The 17,219-nt window shown below is 64.7% G+C and carries 16 protein-coding genes; 8 read left to right on the top strand and 8 right to left on the bottom strand.

Annotated elements, in window-relative coordinates; genetic code table 11:
* Positions 1 to 99: 99 nt before the first annotated feature.
* Positions 100 to 870 carry an SDR family oxidoreductase gene (locus QNO06_RS08175; RefSeq protein ID WP_227911133.1) on the bottom strand — a complete coding sequence of 257 codons (771 nt, stop codon included), beginning with the start codon at positions 868 to 870 and terminating at the stop codon, positions 100 to 102.
* A gap of 144 nt (positions 871 to 1,014) precedes the next feature.
* Here QNO06_RS08175 and QNO06_RS08170 point away from each other — a divergent pair, with 144 nt between their 5' ends.
* Positions 1,015 to 1,509 (top strand): hypothetical protein, encoded by a 495-nt coding sequence (locus tag QNO06_RS08170; protein ID WP_227911132.1) that lies wholly within the window; start codon positions 1,015 to 1,017, stop codon positions 1,507 to 1,509.
* 40 nt (positions 1,510 to 1,549) lie between these two features.
* Here the strand turns inward: QNO06_RS08170 and QNO06_RS08165 are convergent, their stop codons facing one another.
* The 4 genes from QNO06_RS08165 to QNO06_RS08150 all read right to left on the bottom strand — a co-directional run bounded on the left by QNO06_RS08165 (position 1,550) and on the right by QNO06_RS08150 (position 4,125).
* Entirely contained in the window at positions 1,550 to 2,035 is a 486-nt protein-coding gene (locus QNO06_RS08165; RefSeq protein ID WP_227911131.1) for a GNAT family N-acetyltransferase, read from the bottom strand.
* 107 nt (positions 2,036 to 2,142) lie between these two features.
* Positions 2,143 to 2,913, bottom strand: a complete 771-nt coding sequence (gene hisF / locus QNO06_RS08160; protein ID WP_227911130.1) for an imidazole glycerol phosphate synthase subunit HisF — start codon at positions 2,911 to 2,913, stop codon at positions 2,143 to 2,145.
* Positions 2,914 to 2,925: 12 nt separating this feature from the next.
* A complete protein-coding gene (gene hisG, locus QNO06_RS08155; protein ID WP_227911129.1) occupies positions 2,926 to 3,768 on the bottom strand; it encodes an ATP phosphoribosyltransferase in 843 nt (280 codons plus the stop codon).
* 93 nt (positions 3,769 to 3,861) lie between these two features.
* On the bottom strand, positions 3,862 to 4,125 hold the full coding sequence (locus tag QNO06_RS08150) for a phosphoribosyl-ATP diphosphatase (protein WP_227911128.1): 264 nt from the start codon (positions 4,123 to 4,125) through the stop codon (positions 3,862 to 3,864).
* Positions 4,126 to 4,859: 734 nt separating this feature from the next.
* On the opposite strand from QNO06_RS08150, the gene QNO06_RS08145 reads away from it, so the two are divergent.
* A complete protein-coding gene (locus tag QNO06_RS08145; RefSeq protein WP_227911127.1) occupies positions 4,860 to 6,611 on the top strand; it encodes an NACHT domain-containing protein in 1,752 nt (583 codons plus the stop codon).
* Between the two features lie 558 nt (positions 6,612 to 7,169).
* Positions 7,170 to 7,964: an alpha/beta fold hydrolase gene (locus tag QNO06_RS08140; RefSeq protein WP_227911122.1), complete on the top strand. Its 795-nt coding sequence runs from the start codon at positions 7,170 to 7,172 to the stop codon at positions 7,962 to 7,964.
* 24 nt (positions 7,965 to 7,988) lie between these two features.
* On the opposite strand, the gene QNO06_RS08135 is transcribed toward QNO06_RS08140, so the two are convergent.
* From QNO06_RS08135 to QNO06_RS08125, 3 genes are all read right to left on the bottom strand, one after another.
* Complete coding sequence (locus QNO06_RS08135; RefSeq protein WP_227911121.1) at positions 7,989 to 8,528, bottom strand: (2Fe-2S)-binding protein; 540 nt, start codon at positions 8,526 to 8,528, stop codon at positions 7,989 to 7,991.
* 111 nt (positions 8,529 to 8,639) lie between these two features.
* On the bottom strand, positions 8,640 to 10,235 hold the full coding sequence (mdlC, locus tag QNO06_RS08130; protein ID WP_227911120.1) for a benzoylformate decarboxylase: 1,596 nt from the start codon (positions 10,233 to 10,235) through the stop codon (positions 8,640 to 8,642).
* Positions 10,236 to 10,265: 30 nt separating this feature from the next.
* The gene (locus QNO06_RS08125; protein WP_227911119.1) at positions 10,266 to 11,513 is read right to left on the bottom strand and encodes an MFS transporter; all 1,248 of its coding nucleotides are present in this window, start codon (positions 11,511 to 11,513) and stop codon (positions 10,266 to 10,268) included.
* Positions 11,514 to 11,779: 266 nt separating this feature from the next.
* On the opposite strand from QNO06_RS08125, the gene QNO06_RS08120 reads away from it, so the two are divergent.
* The 5 genes from QNO06_RS08120 (at position 11,780) to QNO06_RS08100 (ending at position 17,198) form a co-directional block, all read left to right on the top strand.
* A complete protein-coding gene (locus QNO06_RS08120; RefSeq protein ID WP_227911118.1) occupies positions 11,780 to 12,187 on the top strand; it encodes a YciI family protein in 408 nt (135 codons plus the stop codon).
* 7 nt (positions 12,188 to 12,194) lie between these two features.
* Positions 12,195 to 13,364: an RNA polymerase sigma factor gene (locus tag QNO06_RS08115; RefSeq protein WP_227911117.1), complete on the top strand. Its 1,170-nt coding sequence runs from the start codon at positions 12,195 to 12,197 to the stop codon at positions 13,362 to 13,364.
* A 200-nt stretch (positions 13,365 to 13,564) separates the two neighbouring features.
* Positions 13,565 to 15,208 carry a GT4 family glycosyltransferase PelF gene (pelF, locus tag QNO06_RS08110; protein ID WP_227911116.1) on the top strand — a complete coding sequence of 548 codons (1,644 nt, stop codon included), beginning with the start codon at positions 13,565 to 13,567 and terminating at the stop codon, positions 15,206 to 15,208.
* Positions 15,205 to 16,530 (top strand): hypothetical protein, encoded by a 1,326-nt coding sequence (locus tag QNO06_RS08105; RefSeq protein WP_227911115.1) that lies wholly within the window; start codon positions 15,205 to 15,207, stop codon positions 16,528 to 16,530. The genes pelF and QNO06_RS08105 overlap by 4 nt, the downstream gene beginning before the upstream one ends.
* Positions 16,527 to 17,198, top strand: coding sequence for a spherulation-specific family 4 protein (locus QNO06_RS08100; RefSeq protein WP_227911114.1), 672 nt, complete (start codon positions 16,527 to 16,529; stop codon positions 17,196 to 17,198). Before QNO06_RS08105 ends, QNO06_RS08100 begins: the two co-directional genes overlap by 4 nt.
* Positions 17,199 to 17,219: the final 21 nt, after the last annotated feature.

Genomic DNA, 17,219 nt, shown 5'->3' with positions numbered 1-17,219 from the left:
GTAACCGTGCCGTAGGGCACTTAAAGCACAAGCCGGATCCGGCGTGGTCTATTCCCGCGCCTTCCGGACGACGACGCCGGCATGCACTGATTGCCGAACTCACCAGGGTTGGTTGACCGGTCCGACAGTGAACTCGTTGACCGTGGTGTCCGCCGGCAGGTCCAGGGCGTAGGCAACGACGTCGGCCACCCGCTCCGGCGAAATTCCGTAGCGTTGGTACAGGGCCTGCGCATCCTTGGCGGTGTGCTGGTCGCTGATAGTGTCCAGCAGTTCAGTGTTGATGGCCGCCGGATAAATGGTGGCGGTGCGGATGTTCGTGCCCTCGGCGGCGGACTCCATGCGCAGCACTTCCATGAAGTCCCGCAGGAACCATTTGGTTCCGCCGTACACGGCACCGCCCGGATAGGCCTTCAGTCCGGCGACTGATGACGTGGCGATCACGTGGCCGGACCGCTGCTGAATAAACGGGGGCAGTACGGCTGCGATGCCGTTGAGCACCCCGGTGACGTTCACGTCCACCATCCGGTGCCACTCATCGGTTTTGAGCGCGGACAGCGGGCTGTTCGGCATCAGGCCGGCGTTGAGGAAGATGGCGTCCACGCCGTCGAACGTTTCCAGGGCCAGCCTCACGATCGCGTGGTTGGAGTCCTGCACGGTAACGTCGAGGACCTGGTGGACCGCTTCCCCGCCGGCGTCCCGGATCTGCGTGGCAATCCGTTCCAGTTTGTCTTCGCGCCGGGCACCGAGCACAACCCTGGCTCCGCGTTCGGCGAGCAGCTTTGCCGTCGCTTCGCCTATCCCGGACGATGCTCCGGTGATGATGACTACCTTGCCGGAAATGTTGTTGGCCATCCGGTCCTCCTTGGTCACCGTTCCAGTCTCCCGCCGCGCAACCGGATGCGGAAGCTGAACGCAGCCCTCAGCCAGCGGCAAGGCGAACGGATATCATTGGAGGTCCGCCGAACCCGTCGACCGGATGCGAACCGGCTGCCCCACCGCAAGGAACCCCTCCCGTTGAACAAGAAATCACTCAAGGCCAACGGCTTCACCGGCTTCCGGCCCATCGACAACCTCGACTTCAACCGGATCCCGCAGCGCCAGGGGATCTTCGCCGTCGTGCGCCCCGACGGGTTTGAACCGCGGTTCCTCAAGGAGAGCACGGCCGGGGTGTTCAAGAAGAAGAAGCCGTCCCTATCCCGGGATGAACTTGCCGCCGAGTGGGTGGCGGAGGCGGACATCCTCTTCTTCGGCAAGGCCGGGGCCGGCAGCCAGGGCAACCGCGGCCTGCGGCGGCAGATCAAGGAATTCGTGGACTTCGGCAGGGGGAAGCCGCCGGGCCACTGGGACGGCCGGCTGGTCTGGCAGCTGGTCGATGCAGAGGATCTTCTGGTGGCCTGGAAGGAACTGCCGCCGGAAGAGCTCAACGCCGCTCTCGCGGAGTGTCAGCAGCAGTTCACCCACCAGTATGGCCGGCTGCCCTTCGCCAACCTCGTTCCGGCCCGCGCCTAGAAGAACCACCGTTTGGCAGGGGAACCTCCCTGCCGGGCGTTCAGCCCAACAATGCCCGGTCATCCCCTGCAACGGGGCTGAGCGTCTTGCTGAACAGCACATACTCACCGTCTTGACCCGTGGCTTCGTAACCCGCGGCCCGGTACAGCAGATGGGCCTGGTTGCTTCGGAAAACACCGAGTTCCACAACGCGGGCTCCGCTGGGAACGGCGCTCTGCTCGAACGCATCCAGAAGGACCCTGCCGAGTCCTTGGCGGCGATGGCTTCCGAGGACACTGATCGAGACCAGTGTTGCGGTGTCGCCGTCGAGGCTCCCCATCACATACCCGAGCGGGTGACCTTCTGCATCAAGGCAGAAGAGCGTGGAGGGAAGGCAATCGATCCAGAGTTCCAGGTTCTGGTCGAGAACGCTCATCCACCCCAGAAGCGCATGCGGCTCGATGGTCTCCATGTATTCGCGCTCTTGACGCAGGATAAAGGGCAGATCGCTTACTTCGGCGCGTCGGACGCGTGTTGGCATAGTCATGAGACGGAAGCATGCCACATCCGTCTGCGTTCCTAGCCGAGCGCAGCCCAGCGCGCCCTCACGGCCGGGCCTGCCGGTGTGGCCGGGGAGGCTGTGAGGGGCAGCAGCTAGCGGACGTCGAACCCGGCGTCGCGGATGGCCTGCTTCACCTGGTGGATGGCGTCATCCGGGCCGAAGTGGAACACCGAGGCGGCCAGGACGGCGTCGGCCCCGGCTATCACGGCTGCCGGGAAGTGCTCGGGCTTACCGGCCCCGCCGGAGGCGATCAGCGGCACGTCCACGGCGGCGCGGACGGCCTTGATCATTTCGATGTCGAAACCCTCGCGGGTGCCGTCGGCGTCGATGGAGTTCAGCAGGATCTCCCCCACGCCGCGGTCCGCGGCCTCCTTCGCCCAGGCAACGGCGTCGATCCCGGTGCCCGTGCGCCCGCCGTGGGTGGTGACTTCAAAGCCCGACGGCGTGGCGCCGTCGTGCGTGCGGCGTGCGTCCACGGAGAGCACCAGCACCTGTGAGCCGAAGTGCCGGGTGATCTCGTCGATCACGTCCGGGCGGGCGACGGCGGCGGTGTTGATGGAGGCCTTGTCCGCGCCGTAGCGCAGCAGCCGGTCCACGTCGGCAATGGAGCGCACTCCCCCGCCGACGGTCAGCGGAATGAAGACCTCTTCGGCGGTGCGCGCGACGACGTCGAACGTGGTGTCCCGGTTGCCCGAGGACGCGGTGACATCCAGGAAGGTCAGCTCGTCGGCGCCGGCCTTGTCGTACCGGTGCGCAAGTTCCACCGGGTCCCCGGCGTCGCGCAGGCCTTCGAAGTTAATGCCCTTGACCACCCGGCCGGCGTCGACGTCCAGGCAGGGAATGACGCGGATGGCAACACTCATGGTGTTCTCCCCCTAGATCCGGCAGGCGTGGATGCTGCTGACCAGGATGGCGCGGGCGCCTATGTCGTAGAGCTCGTCCATGATGCGGTTGGTTTCGGACTTCCGAATCATGGAGCGGACGGCCACCCAGTCGCTGTTCTGCAGCGGGGACACGGTGGGCGATTCCAGGCCCGGGGTCAGGGCGGCGGCCTGCTCCACCAGGTCCTTGCGGACGTCGTAGTCCATCATCACGTACTGCCGGGCCACCAGCACACCGCGCAGGCGGCGGATCAGCACGTCGACGCCGGCGGGGTTGGCGCCTGGCCGGCCGATCAGCACGGCTTCGGATTTCAGGATCGGTTCGCCGAAGATTTCCATTCCTGCGGCGCGCAGGGTGGTGCCGGTTTCAACGACGTCGGCAATCGCGTCCGCGACGCCGAGGCGTACGGAGGATTCCACGGCGCCGTCGAGCCGGACCACGGAGGCGTTGATGCCGCGTTCGGTCAGGTAGGAGCGCAGCAGGCCGTCGTAGCTGGTGGCCAGGCGCTTGCCTTCAAGCTGGTCGATGGAAGTGAAGTCCCCCACCGGGCCGGCGAAGCGGAAGGTGGAGGCGCCGAAGCCGAGGCTCAGAAGTTCCTCGGCGTCCACCTGGGCGTCCAGGAACAGGTCGCGGCCGGTGAGGCCGACGTCGAGCGTTCCGGCACCCACGTACACGGCGATGTCGCGGGGCCGGAGGAAGAAGAATTCGACGTCGTTGTCGGGGTCCACCATGACCAGTTCGCGGGTGTCGCGGCGCTGGCGGTAGCCCGCCTCGTTGAGCATGGCGGAGGCGGATTCGGACAGGGCACCCTTGTTGGGTACGGCTACACGGAGCATGGGAAGCATCTTTCGCTGGAAGTTTGTTGCTGCGGGTTTGTTACTGCGCAGGGAGTAGTTCAACCGGCGGGCCACACGCTGAGAGGCGCGTGGCTAGAGATGCTTGTAGACGTCCTGCAGGCTCAGGCCTTTGGCGAGCATGAGGACCTGGAGGTGGTAGAGCAGCTGGGAGATTTCTTCGGCGCATTCGGCATCGGATTCGTATTCGGCGGCCATCCACACTTCGGCGGCCTCCTCAACAACCTTCTTACCGATGCCATGCACGCCCGACTCGAATTCGGCCACGGTGCGTGACCCGGCGGGGCGGTCCTGAACTTTCTGGCTCAGCTCGGCAAAGAGGTCTTCGAAGGTTTTCACAGTGCCAAGGGTACGCTGTGGCGCCCGGTGGGGCGGAATCGTGGGGCGTGGTGTGACGGGGTGGTGCCGCCTTATGAGGCGACGATCCGTGGGATAACAAAACCCGGCATCGATCTTCCCGGTCCCCAACCGAGCCCCTTCGAGCCATCATGACGGGCAATACAACCGCTGAACATCAACTTCCTCCCTGCGGGAACTTCGCGCATATCCCTCCCACCTCAGACAACCTCGAGTAGTCTTCAACCCAATATGCCGAAATGCGGCAGTGAAAGCACGGGGGTTCAAAAATTAACTGGAGTCAGCTGGAAGAGAAAGTCCGCTCCATCGCGGAAGCAAAGTGGTCGCTGCCCTGCAGGAGCCAACTGGTACACGGCGTCCAGATCGATGGTGTTATTGAACTCAGAGAAGACCATTGGGTCCTTATCGAAGTTTCCAAGAGCAGTACACTGGCAAAGCTCCGTACCGACCTCGCGAAGCTGGTCAACGTTAAGCAAGTCCTCCTGGGTGAGGGCATTTATGCCGAATGCTACTTTGTAACAGAAAGTAGCGGCCATCCTTCATTACACGTAACTGCAGCTGCATCAAGAGTCAAACATCATACTCTCGAGAGCTTTTCGAATACCTATCTAGGTTCGAAACAATATTTGAACGAGAGGCCGAAACAACCGTTCGGCAGCGCTGTAATCCCCGACTCCGGCACCCCTGACGATAGCGCCTATACTCCGATATCATACGTGGACAACAAAGGCAAAAAGTACTCCGTAAGCGATATAACCAAAGCCGTAGCATCAGGCCGTCAAATCGTTTTACTAGGAGAGTTTGGGACTGGCAAATCTCGTTGCGTTCAAGAGACATTCCACCAGCTTTCCTTAGCCGATGAACTCTTTTCACCAATGGCCATCAATCTTCGTGATAACTGGGGTATCAAGAAGATGAGCGGTATTGTCCGGGGCCACTTGGAGGACCTCGGCATGGAAGAATATGCGGGGAGCGTCCTCAAGAGCGTCAGATCTGGGAACCACCCTGTTTTGCTAGATGGCTTTGATGAAATTGGGTCCCAGTCCTGGTCGGGCGAAGCATCGCGCCTTGAATATATACGCCGCGCGAGTCTGCAGGGGGTTCGAGATCTCATCGAGAATCTGAGCGGCGCAGGCCTTCTCATCACAGGTCGCGAACACTACTTTTCTTCGGAAGTAGAAATGCTCATGTGCTTGGGCTTGAATTCAAATACTTGCACCATACTTCGTTGCCCCGAAGAATTTACACGGGAGGAAGCCAAGGCATACCTGTCCCGCACCTCCAGTAACGCAACGTTGCCTGATTGGCTTCCCCGTAAACCGCTGGTGTGCCAGCTTTTGGCGAAACTCGACGTAGCCGACTTGAAGCTGCTGGACGACCAGGCAAATGGCGAGGTTGAATTCTTCGAAAGTGTACTCGACGCAATATGTAAGAGGGAAACTCGCATACATGCTGCGCTCGATTCAGAAACTATCAAGCGCATTCTACTACATCTAGCGCAAGAATCTCGACTTCAGACGGACTCTGCTGAGTCTCTAACGCCTGAACAGATTAATAACGCTTTCTACCAAGTAACTGGTACAACACCCATCGACGAGTCTGCCGTTTTGCTCCAGCGTTTGCCATATTTAGGACGAGTTGGCTCAGGCGGATCAGACCGAATCTTCATCGATGAGTACGCCAAGAATGGGCTAAGAGGCTTGGCTACTCATATAGCTATATCTACGGCAGATAAGGATGTTCTAGCACAGAGGTGGCGTCAGCCCCTCAATGACTTCGGTCTTCGAACACTGGCCCATAAGGTCCCGAGCGACAACTCTGCCCTCAAGTACTTGAAACAGTGTACAAACTACGGCAACCATCAAATCGCTGCTGATTACGTTGCTGCGAAGGTTCTGGCACACAACGTATGCGACTTCGAGAATTTGATAGTTGATGACGCTTCTATCGTTGAGCTTAATTTCTCAAGTTCTACTGTTTCCCGCCTAACCTTGCTCAATATTGACTTCCGTTTGTTGGTCATTGAGGATTCGGCGTTTAACGAAGTATTCATCGACGATTGTATTATCGAGGTGGTCGACGGGGTAAGCGCCAGAAATGAGCTTCCGGAAATGTTCGGTCACAATTGTGTAGTGAGTGACTATCGATATGCCCTAACTACAGCGAGCATCAGTGGACTCAATCTGAGCAACTCTCAGAAGACACTACTCGCACTCCTCAAGAAGCTGTTCTTCCAGCGGGGGTCCGGAAGAAAGGAGGAAGCTCTCTTGCGTGGGGCTGAGGCCTATTGGGATTCTGGGGCTGCAGAAGAGGCTATCGCGTTCATGTTACGAGAAGGGATTGTGACCAAACGAAAAGGTGACTCTGGATGGGTTTACTCGCCACAACGGAAACACACGAAACGCATGAATCTAATCGTCGAGAAACAGAAGCAATCCGGTGATGTTCTCTGGGACCTGGTGAGCTAGTAGAGCAGTCACGACAAGCGCAGCTGGTTCTATGTTCTGCTCTTTTCTGCGTCTCATCCCCCAATGGGACCCTCCAGATGGAGGGCAGGGGCGAGATTATGAACGTCCGTAAACAACTCCCGGAGAGAACGGAAGCATCCCCACGGACAGACCTCCAAGCTGGCTGGGCAAACAGTGGCTCGACACCCGCTGATTAGTCTGGCTGCTGGTCTCTCGGCATACTATCTGCAGTCTAAGGGGGTTTGACATCGTCGAGCCTGGTCGACATGGGCGACCAGGCTCGACGATGTTGGGCTTCTAAGCACGGCTTAGGATTAGCTGGATACAACCCTGCTGTCGGCAGAGTTCGCGGTCTGTCTGTGGGTCTGTGAGCGACACAAGTCCCGAGCAGGCCGCCCACTTCGACTTTGGCGCATCCGCGGGGAGGATTGTTGTCAATTCTTAGACCTATCGAGCTCAGTGTGCTTGGGCAGGGCAGTGGCATGGCGGTGAGCTTTCCTTGGCACCGGGACCCTCGTGCCTCTCGAACCCGCACTAAGGTGCGGCGTACCCTGAACCATGGAATCCGAAGTCCGGAATCTCCCGCTCCACACCGGCATCACGGTGCCGTGCCTGGTCCGAGGCGACGCGGATGCACCACCGCTACTGCTGCTGCACGCATGGGCCGAATCCCGCCGGAGCTTCGACCGGCTGCTGCCCGGGCTGGCCGACTTCCGGGTCTATGCCCCGGACCTCCGCGGCCAGGGCGATGCGGACAAACCGCAGGACGGGTACTCGCTGGCGGAACAGGCAGCGGATGCCGCCGCAGTTCTGGACGCCCTCGGGGTTTCTACGGCGTCGGTCCTTGGCTCATCCAGCGGCGGCTATGTGGCCCAGCAGCTGGCCGTCGATCACCCCGACCGGGTGGCGGCACTCGTGCTGGTGGGCGCCCCCTTGACCCTGCAGGGCCGGCCCGGGTTCGCCGACGACGTCGACGGCCTGACAGATCCCGTCGGCGAAGACTGGGTGCGCGGTTTCCTCGGCTGGTTTCCGTTAATCCAAGAGGTTCCCCCGTGGTTCATCGAGGACCGGGTGCGCGACGGCGTCAAGATGCCCGCCCACGCGTGGAAGCTGAGCCTGCGCGGCCTGTACACGGCCGTGCCGCCCACCGAAACGGGAACCATCGAGGTTCCGACGCTAATCCTGTGGGGTGGACAGGACGAGCTGCTGCCCCGCGCGGACCAAGACACCCTGGCCACCCGCATTGAGGGCGCGGAACTGAAGATCTATCCCGACGCCGCGCACCTGGTTTTGTGGGAATGCCCGCAACAGGTCGCGGCGGACACGACGGCGTTCCTGGGTTCCCTCGCTTGAGGACGCGGCCCCGCCCAAAAACCGTTAAGCCTCAGCCGGTTCCCGGCGAGCCGTTCCACGGTTGAGCGCGAGGTGCCCGCCCAAGAAGCCGGAACCCGTCAGAACCGCATTGCCCGCAAGGGCCAGGGCCACACCCAGCCCGTGCCACCCCCGTGTCCTGGCGATGAGGGATCCGGCGTTGGCAAACACCGCCACATCCGTACCGAGCGCGTGAACCGCGCCGATCCGACGCGCGTCGCCGGTCATTCCCGCCCAGTCGCTCGCACCGGCGATAGCGGTGGGTACCGCCGCGGCCAGCCCCGCGCCCAGCAGGACGGTGGCACCGTGCCGTGACTGGACTCCGCCGGCCAGATCGAGGATGGACGCGCTGCCCCAGCAGCCAAGCGTCAGATCGGTGAGCGGCGGATGGATCGAGTGACCCAGGACGCCGGTATGGAACGGGCTTTTCCGCGCCCACTCGAGCACCGGTTTGTAGAGGAACTCCTGCGCGGCGGCAACGCGTTCCGAGACCGGGCTGGCGCCCACGGCCCTAGCCAGACGCAGCGGCAGCGGAATTTCACTCACGCTGATGGACGCTACGCCCGCCGGGCACAGCTGTATAGGCTCTGCCGCAACTCGCCGAGGCAACCATGGGACGGCCTCTCCCCAGCAGTATTCCGACTTCGAGTCCGCCGGTTAAAACGGGGACACCGTACTGACGCGGACTTCGATGAGGGCCGGCAGGTCGGATGCGAGTGCCTTTGCCACCTGGTCGCGAAGCTCGCCCTCCGACTCAGCCAGCTCCGCGTCCACGCCGTAGCCGGTGGCAAGCGAAACGAAGTCGATGCCGGGGACGTCCAGCCCGGGAGCGTCCAAGGCGTCGAGCTTGGCAGCAAAACCGCGCAGGGCACCATATGTGCCGTTGTTCAGGATGATGAACACAACGGGGATCCCATGCTGGGCGGCAGTCCACAGGGCCGTGATGCCGTAGTTCGCCGAACCGTCGCCGATGAACGCAATCACGCGGCGCCCGGGCTCGGCCAGCTGGACGCCCACGGCGGCGGGCATGCCGAAACCGAGCCCGCCGGAGGCCGGAAAGTAATAGCTGCCGGGATGGCGCATCTGGATCCGGTCCCAGAACGCGGTCACCGTCGCAGTGGCTTCGTTGACATAGATGGCATCTTCCGGCGCCAGCTCGTTCACGACGTCGAAGACCGCCTCCGGTGCCAACCGGCCGCCGGCGTCAGTCTGGTGGGACACAGCAGGAGCCGCCGGGCGGGGCTGCATCAAGATTCCTCGGGGCGCCACGGCGTCGGCAAGCTGTCGCAACGCCGGACCGATCGAGGCGACCACCGCCCGCCCCATCGGTGCGCGGGCAGCTTCACTCGGATCGCAGGTGATCTGCAGCAGCTCAGTACCGTCCGGCAGGTACTCCCCCGGTTCGTACTGGTGGTAGCGGAACACCGGAGCCCCCACCACCAGGATCAGGTCGTGCCCGGAGAGCAGCCCGGTGATCCCGGCAACGCTGGCGGGCAGCACGCCGCGGAAGGCGGCATGCGAAGTCGGGAAAGGGCACCGCGACGCCGAGGGCGCCACCCACACCGGAGCACCCAGCCTCTCCGCCAGCCGGACGGCGTCGTCGTTGCCCCGCGCGGAATCGACGTCGGGCCCCAGCACCAGCACGGGATTGGCAGCGGCATCCAGTGCAGCCACGAGGTCCGCGAGCTGGCCGTCGGACAACTCCCCCGCCGTCTCGACCGTGCGCTCCCCCAGATGTTCCTCTTCCGCCCCGGTGTCCTGCGCCCAGTCGTCGTAGGGAATGGACACATACACCGGTCCGGCCGGCTCCAGCACAGCGGTATGGATCGCCTGCCCCATGGTCCTGACGACGTCGCGCGCCGACGCCGGTTCCGCGCTGAACTTCACCAGCGGGCGCGGCAGGGACACGGCGTCCACATTGGAGAGCATCACCTCCTGGCCGATGGTGGAGCGGACCTGCTGACCGGCGGTAATTACCAGCGGCGTGTGCGCGTACCAGGCGTTGGTCAGCGCGCCCATGGCATTGCCCGTCCCCGACGCCGCATGCAGGTTCACCAGCGCGGGCCGGCGCGTTGCCTGCGCATAGCCGTCGGCCATGCCCGCCACCACGCCCTCGTGCAGGCCCAGGATGTAGCGGAAGTCCTCCGGCATGCCGGCCAGGAACGGCAGTTCGTTGGAGCCCGGGTTGCCGAAAATCGTGGTCAGCCCGTGCCGGCGCAAGAGGTCGTAGGTGGCCTCGCGAATGGTGGTCATCTCTTCCTCCTGTCCCCCGGGTCCGTTCGGTCAGCCCAGCGGCACCGGTTTGCCGGACCCCGGAGGTACCGAGTCCGCTGCCTCCGGCGTGGACTCCCGCGGCCGCGGGATGACGGCCACCGCCGCTACGCCCAGCACGGCCGCTGCCGCGAAGACGTAGAACCCGAACGGATAGGCGATCCCGGCAACCACCAGCAAACCGGTAATCCACGGCCCGGCAATGGCCCCCAGCCGGCCAACGCCGGACACGAAGCCCATCCCGGAGGCGACGATGTGCCGCGGGTAGAGGTAGCCCACAAACCCGTAGACGAGCACCTGGGCGCAGAAGACAAAGAAACCCGTCACGAACACTACGCCGTTCAGCAGCAGCTGGTCCTGGATCCGGATGCTCAGCACCGCCAGCAGCACGGCCGCGGCACCGAACCAGAACATGGTGGTTCCCTTCACCCCGCGCCGGTCGGCAACGCCGCCGCCCACCAGCAGGCCGGCGATCGCGCCGAGGTTCAGGACCAGCAGCAGCACCAGCGAATCAGCGACGGCGTAGCCGGCCTCGCGCATCAGCTGTGGCAGCCAGGTGTTCAGTCCGTAAACCAGCAGCAGGCCCATAAAGGCAGCAACCCAGAGCCCCAGGGTGATGCGCACGTACCGCCCGCGGAGCACGTCCCGGACATGCACCTTCGGGACCTCCGTGTCCGCGGATTTGCGCGCCTCGATCACGGGAGAGGTTTCGGGCAGCTTCGACCACAGCAGCAGGGAGGCGAGCAGGCCGAGGATCCCGCCGGTATAGAAGAGCCATTCCCACCGCTGCCCCACCAGCAAGGCCGTAACCGACGCGGCCACGGCGCCTACGTGGTAGCCGGTCATGGTGAGCGTGCTGGACTGGGCCTTGCCGTTGGCGCGGGCGGTTTCCTGCATGATGGTCACCGCCACCGGCATGCACCCGCCCAGCCCCAGTCCGGCCAGGAAGCGCAGCAGCCCCATCAGGGCAACGGTGGGCATCAGCGGGAAGATCAGGGTGAAGACGGAGAACACCACTACGCACGCGATCAGCGGCAGGCGGCGGCCGAAGCGGTCCGAGATGGGCCCGCTCAGCGCAGCGCCTATCCCCACACCCACCAGCGAAATGGTGGCCACGAAGGTAGCTCCGCCCGCATCAATACCGGCGTGCCTGGTGTCCAGCAGAGTGGGAATGGAGGCGCCCAGGGCCACGAGGTCGAATCCCTCGAACACCACGGTGAGCCAGCAGAGGATCACAATCCATTTTCGCGAAACCTTCATGATGAACTTCCTTGTTCGAGACGGCTGCCGCTGTAAGAAAGGAGAGCTGCATGAAAGGAGAACTGAAAGTCAGTGTCGACACAAGTGTGGAACCCCCGGCCGGGGAGCACTAGGTGAAGACGAAAATTTGTTTCCGGTTGCGGCGCAGGCGAACGCTCCCGCAGAAATGTCGAAATTCCGGACACTGTCCCGTCCCCGGAGTGAATGCGGCCACAATGGCCGTGTTGCAGCGATTCGACCATCCCCGGAGACCAAGGAGATAAGTCATGGCCAAGTATCTGTTGCTCAAGCATTACCGCGGTGCACCGGCACCCATCAATGACGTGCCGATGGACCAGTGGACACCGCAGGAAGTATCGGACCACATGCAGTTCATGCAGGATTTCGCCGACCGGCTGCAGGCCCGCGGCGAATACATTGACGGCCAGGCCGTCGCACCCGAGGGCACCTTCGTGCGGTACGACGGCGAGGGCCGGCCGCCGGTGACCGACGGCCCGTTCGCGGAAACCAAGGATCTGATCGCCGGCTGGATGGTGATCGACGTGGACGACTATGACCGCGCCGTCGAACTCGCCGGAGAACTGTCCGCCGCTCCCGCCGCTGGCGGGAAGCCGCTGCAGGAATGGATCGAACTGCGTCCGTTCCTGGGCTCGCCCATCACCATCACTGAATAGCGCTGCCATGCAGCCCGGCACCGTGGATGAGCTTCTGGTCCGCATGCTAACCCCGCAGGTCATTGCCGTCCTCGTCCGCCGCGGAGCTGATTTCGCGGCGGCCGAGGACGCGGTGCAGGACGCCCTGATCGAAGCCCTGCGCGCTTGGCCCCAGAACCCGCCGCGGGACCCGAAAGCCTGGCTGGTCACCGCCGCCTGGCGGAAGTTCCTGGACGCGACCCGCGCGGACACTTCCCGCCGACGTCGTGAACTCACCGTTGACGCGGAACCTCCGCCCGGGCCCTCCGGTGAAACCGATGACACGCTGCAGCTGTATTTCCTTTGCGCCCACCCGTCCCTGTCGCCGTCGTCGGCCGTGGCGCTGACGCTGCGCGCGGTCGGCGGGCTGACCACCGCGCAGATCGCCGCCGCGTATCTGGTGGGCGAGGCAACCATGGCGCAGCGGATCAGCCGGGCCAAACGCACCGTTGCCGGGGTCGGGTTGAACACAGTCCGGTTCGGCTCCCCCGGCAACGTGGCCACCGTGCTGCGGACCCTGTATCTGGTGTTCAACGAGGGCTACTCCGGGAACGTGGACCTGGCTGCCGAAGCCATCCGCCTCACCCGGCAGCTGGCCACCGGCATCAACCATCCCGAAGTCCACGGGCTGCTGGCGCTGATGCTGCTCCACCACGCCCGCCGCCCGGCACGGACGGACGGCGCCGGGCGGCTGGTGCCGCTGGCCGAGCAGGACCGCGGCCGCTGGGACACCGGCCTGATTGCCGAAGGAGTGGCGATCCTGCAGCGGGCACTGGCTGCGGACCGGCTGGGCGAATACCAGGCGCAGGCCGCCGTCGCCGCCCTGCACGCCGATGCACAGACGGCCGGGGAGACCGACTGGCCGCAGATCGTGTCTTGGTATGACGAATTGGTCCGGCTCACCGGCAGTCCGGTAGCCCGGCTGAACCGCGCCGTCGCCGTCGGGGAGGCGGACGGACCGCGCGCCGGGCTGGCCGCGCTGGCGGAGCTGGATCCCGCACTCCCCCGGCGCACCGCCGCGCTGGCCTACCTGCATGAGCGCGACGGCGACGCCGGCACGGCCGCACGGCTGTACGCCGAGGCCGCCCTGGCCGCGCCGAACCTGGCCGAACGCGAGCACCTGGCCCGGCAAGCCGCCCGGCTGAACGCTGTTCGATAGCCGAACGCTGTTCGATCGCTGAACGCGCCGGGAAAGGGCAGCCGCAAGAGACCCGCAATGTATGCCAAATTTTCGGAAAATTCTTCAACACCCCTACCTCGAAGCATCTGATCGAAGCGAGTAACGGTTACGCGTGTCCCGTCTGACTACCTCGTATTCACTGATATCGATGTCGTCCATCGCTAATTGAGGTCTCGAAAATGTTTAGTTCAGTCACGGGGTTCTGCCGTTCCGCCCAGGTCCACGGATCCACTGCCGTTCCGGCTGTGCCGAAACGGATCCGGGACAAACCGCTGAAGATAGCGCTCGTCACGGAGGGCACCTTCCCGGTAGTCACCGGAGGCGTCAGCACGTGGTGCAACCAGCTGATCACGGGAATGCCGGACCACGACTTCGAAATCTTTGCCCTGACCGGAAGCGGTGCCGACCGTCCCGTCTGGAAGCTCCCCGAAAATGTCCGCTCCCTGAGGATCATCCCCGTCTGGGGACCCCCGGCGGCCCCGCTGCGGCCCGGATCCCGGCGCAAGGAATGGATTGACCGCACGCAGGACGAACTCGCCCTGCTGTGGGACGCCGCACTCGGGTCCGACGACGCGGACGCCGTGGCCCGGACGGACGAGGCACTGCGCAACCTGGTGGCCATCAGCAACCGGATCGGCCTGGCCCATGCCCTGGCTACCCGGGGTTCCGTGGCGCCTATCCTGGCAGCCTGGACGCGGCACCTGGTCAGCGCTGGCGAGCCGCCCATGTCCGTGGCGGACGCCGTGATGGCAGCCAGCATCGTTGACCGCGCCCTGGCCCTGGTTGACCAGCGGCCGGCGGGGGCCGACGTCATCCATGCCTCCAGCAACGGCCCCTCCTCACTGGTCGCCCTGGCCCACTCCTGGCGGCACGGCACTCCCATCCTCCTGACCGAACACGGCGTGTACCTGAGGGAGCGGTACCTCGCCCTGCACGGTGCCAACTTCTCCTGGCCCGTGCGGCGCGCGGTCACGGCGTTCCTGCGCCGGCTGTGCCAGGTGGTTGTGGCCCGGGCGCACATGGTCCTCCCGGTCAACCAGTTCAACGCCCGCTGGGAGCGCCGCCTCGGTGCCCTCCCCGAACGGATCCACACCATCCCCAACGGCGTAGACCCGGAAACGTTCCTGCCGGTCACCTCCGAACCGGAGCTGCCCACCATCAGCTTTGTGGGACGGATCGATCCGCTGAAGGACCTGGAAACCCTCATCTCGGCCTTCGCACTGGTGCGTCAGCAGGTGCCCACGGCCCAACTGCGGCTTTTCGGGCCCACGCCAACGGAAAACCACGCCTACAAGGCGGGCCTGGTGGAACTGGCAGCCAGCCTCGGTGTCACCGACGCGGTGCACTGGGAAGGTCCCAGCAAGGGCAGCCGCCCGGCCATTGAAGCCGGCCACTTGGTGGCACTGTCCAGCGTGTCCGAAGGCCTGCCCTTTACCCTCATCGAGTCCATGATGTGCGGCCGCGCCACCGTCAACACCGACGTCGGGGGCGTAGCGGAATGCCTGGACGAAGAGCGGACCACCGGCATGCTGGTGCCCGCCCGCGAGCCCGCCGCGTTCGCGGACGCTTGCATCACCCTGCTCTCCAATGACCGGCTCCGGGCGGACATGGGGGCGGCCGCACGACGCCGTGCCCTGGCCGAGTTCACGTTGGACCGGTGCCTGGGCCGCTACCGGGAGGCCTATGCTGCCACCCGGGACGGGCGGCTGTTCGAGCACCCCCCGGCTGCCGGTTTCCGGTCCGGCACGGCTACCGGAGCCCACGGCGCACCGACACCCGCGGTTCCCGCACTCCGTGACGCGTCCCAGCGGTTGTCCGCATGAGCGCCGACACTGTCATTGTGCCCGCGGCGGGTTCAGCCGTCCCGAAACTTGAGAACAACCTGATGGCCTACGACGCCGTGGACACCTTTGAGATCACGGCACGGCTGGAAGCGTCCGGACTCAGTGACCGCACCGTGCGCCAGCGCCATGGAGCGAAGGACGTGTTCGACTACGCTTCCTCCCTGGTGCAGGAACGCGGCACCACGCAGGCAACCGCCGAGCCATGGCTCGGACGGGACGACCTGCTCCAATCCGTCCGGCGGGCCATTGTCCTCATCTTGGGGGCAGTGCTGGGCGGTCTCACCGCTACGGTCCTTGCCGCCAACACCAGGGAGGTCCTCGTAGCCGGCATCGGCGCGTGGATCATCGGGCAGGCCGTCTCCGGGATTGTCTGGACCTATGCCGGCGCCGGGCAGCTGAAACGCGGCGTCGCCCGCGGCACCGGGGCAACCCTGCTGATCATGGCCGTCCTCGCCTGCTACGTGGGGGTCTCCCTGATCCTTCCCGGCCATGATGCCACCATGGCCGCACTTCTGATGGTTTGGTGCTGGTACTCCTGTGTTGTTTCCATGCTCGTGATCCTGGGCCGCTCCTGGTTCCTGCTGACGGTCCTGGCGTGTGCCGTCTCGATTGTGGCGACCATGCTGGCGCTCCGTTCCACTGCCGCGGCCGTCATTATGCCCGGCACGGCCTTGCTGGTGGTGGCGGCAGTAACGGCATTGCTCGCCATCCATCTCCGCTCCAACCCGGAGGGCCGCCGGCCCCGATGGGAAGACGGCAGAAGCGCCGTCGCTCCAGCTGCCCAGGCCGGCTTCCTTGCGGCAGCACTGACCTTGGCCCTGACCCGGTTGCCCGCGTGGGAAGGCACCGCGTTGGTGGCGGCCACCGTCGTTGCTGCCGCCGCCACTGATCCAGCGCTGGTACTGATGCGCCAGCGGCTCCAGTGGTCCTCCCAGCGGACACCGCTGCTCCGGAACGCAGCGTGGAACGCCTGGCTGCTGACCCTGGCCATCTCCGCCACGATTGTGGTGATCTCGGCAGCGGTGTCCTCCGTGGTGGTCCTCTTCCTGGTGGAGGACAACAGAGCGGCCGCCACGGTGGTGGTAGCCGCCATCTTCAGCGCCCTGGCCACTATCTCCACGGCCCTGAGCGCGTTCGGACAACCCCGGCGGGGCGTGCTGTTTGCCGCTGCTGCCTGCCTTGCGGCCGCATTGTGGCTGCTGGTCAGCAGCGGAGCCGGCATTCTGGCGGCCGCAGCTTTCCTGCTTGCGGGAATCGTGGTCCTGCTGGCGCTCGTGGCGGATCCGCGGACCTACGCGTGAGGGCACCCCGACTGGCGCTGCCGTGGTACATCCACCCGGCGGAAGGGCCCCGGGAATGGGCGTGGCTGGCCGGACAAAACGTCTCCTTCGCCGTCGTCAACGTCCACAACGGACCCGGCGGAGAAGACGATGCCTACTATCCGGAAGCGATTGCCGGACTGGGATACACCCGGCTCCTGGGGTACGTCGCGGTTAACTACGGCCAGCGCCCGCCGGCGGACGTCGCCCTGGACGTGCTTGCCTGGCAGCGAATCTACGGCCTGGACGGGATTATGTTCGACGAACTTCCCTCCGGATCCGGCAGCCTTGGCCGGTGCGCCGTGTATGCGGCGTCGGCCCGGGCTGCCGGCATCCGGTTCCTCGCTGCGAACCCCGGTGTCTTTCCGACGCCGGGACATGTGCGGCTGTTCGATGTCACCTCGGTGTTCGAGGGAACTGCGGCGGATTATGCGCGCTTCCGGCACCCCGCCTGGGCGCAGAATGTACCTCCGGCGCGGCTCTGGCATCTGGTGCACAGCTGTGATCCGGCACAGATTGCCGGAGTCCGTTTGGCAGCTGGCCACCGCGGCGCCGGGCATGCCTTCGTCACGGACCGATCCATGCCCACCCCGTGGCTGGGGCCGCCGGCGAACGTCTCTGCGCGGCTGGCCAAGACAAAGTCGCCGTGAGGCCGGGACATTGCTGCCCGC

This window comes from Arthrobacter sp. zg-Y20 (genome assembly GCF_030142075.1).
GTDB lineage: Bacteria > Actinomycetota > Actinomycetes > Actinomycetales > Micrococcaceae > Arthrobacter_B.
Note: the sequence above shows the minus strand (reverse complement) of the source record. Positions and strands in the feature narration are given on the sequence as shown.

Bases quoted from the DNA above. Each gene is read 5' to 3' on its own strand.
- QNO06_RS08125 (WP_227911119.1), bottom strand. From the start codon at position 11,513: ATGAAGGTTTCGCGAAAATGGATTGTGATCCTCTGCTGGCTCACCGTG.
- QNO06_RS08165 (WP_227911131.1), bottom strand. From the start codon at position 2,035: ATGACTATGCCAACACGCGTCCGACGCGCCGAAGTAAGCGATCTGCCC.
- QNO06_RS08140 (WP_227911122.1), top strand. From the start codon at position 7,170: ATGGAATCCGAAGTCCGGAATCTCCCGCTCCACACCGGCATCACGGTG.
- hisG (WP_227911129.1), bottom strand. From the start codon at position 3,768: ATGCTCCGTGTAGCCGTACCCAACAAGGGTGCCCTGTCCGAATCCGCC.
- QNO06_RS08120 (WP_227911118.1), top strand. From the start codon at position 11,780: ATGGCCAAGTATCTGTTGCTCAAGCATTACCGCGGTGCACCGGCACCC.
- QNO06_RS08105 (WP_227911115.1), top strand. From the start codon at position 15,205: ATGAGCGCCGACACTGTCATTGTGCCCGCGGCGGGTTCAGCCGTCCCG.
- hisF (WP_227911130.1), bottom strand. From the start codon at position 2,913: ATGAGTGTTGCCATCCGCGTCATTCCCTGCCTGGACGTCGACGCCGGC.
- mdlC (WP_227911120.1), bottom strand. From the start codon at position 10,235: ATGACCACCATTCGCGAGGCCACCTACGACCTCTTGCGCCGGCACGGG.
- QNO06_RS08115 (WP_227911117.1), top strand. From the start codon at position 12,195: ATGCAGCCCGGCACCGTGGATGAGCTTCTGGTCCGCATGCTAACCCCG.
- pelF (WP_227911116.1), top strand. From the start codon at position 13,565: ATGTTTAGTTCAGTCACGGGGTTCTGCCGTTCCGCCCAGGTCCACGGA.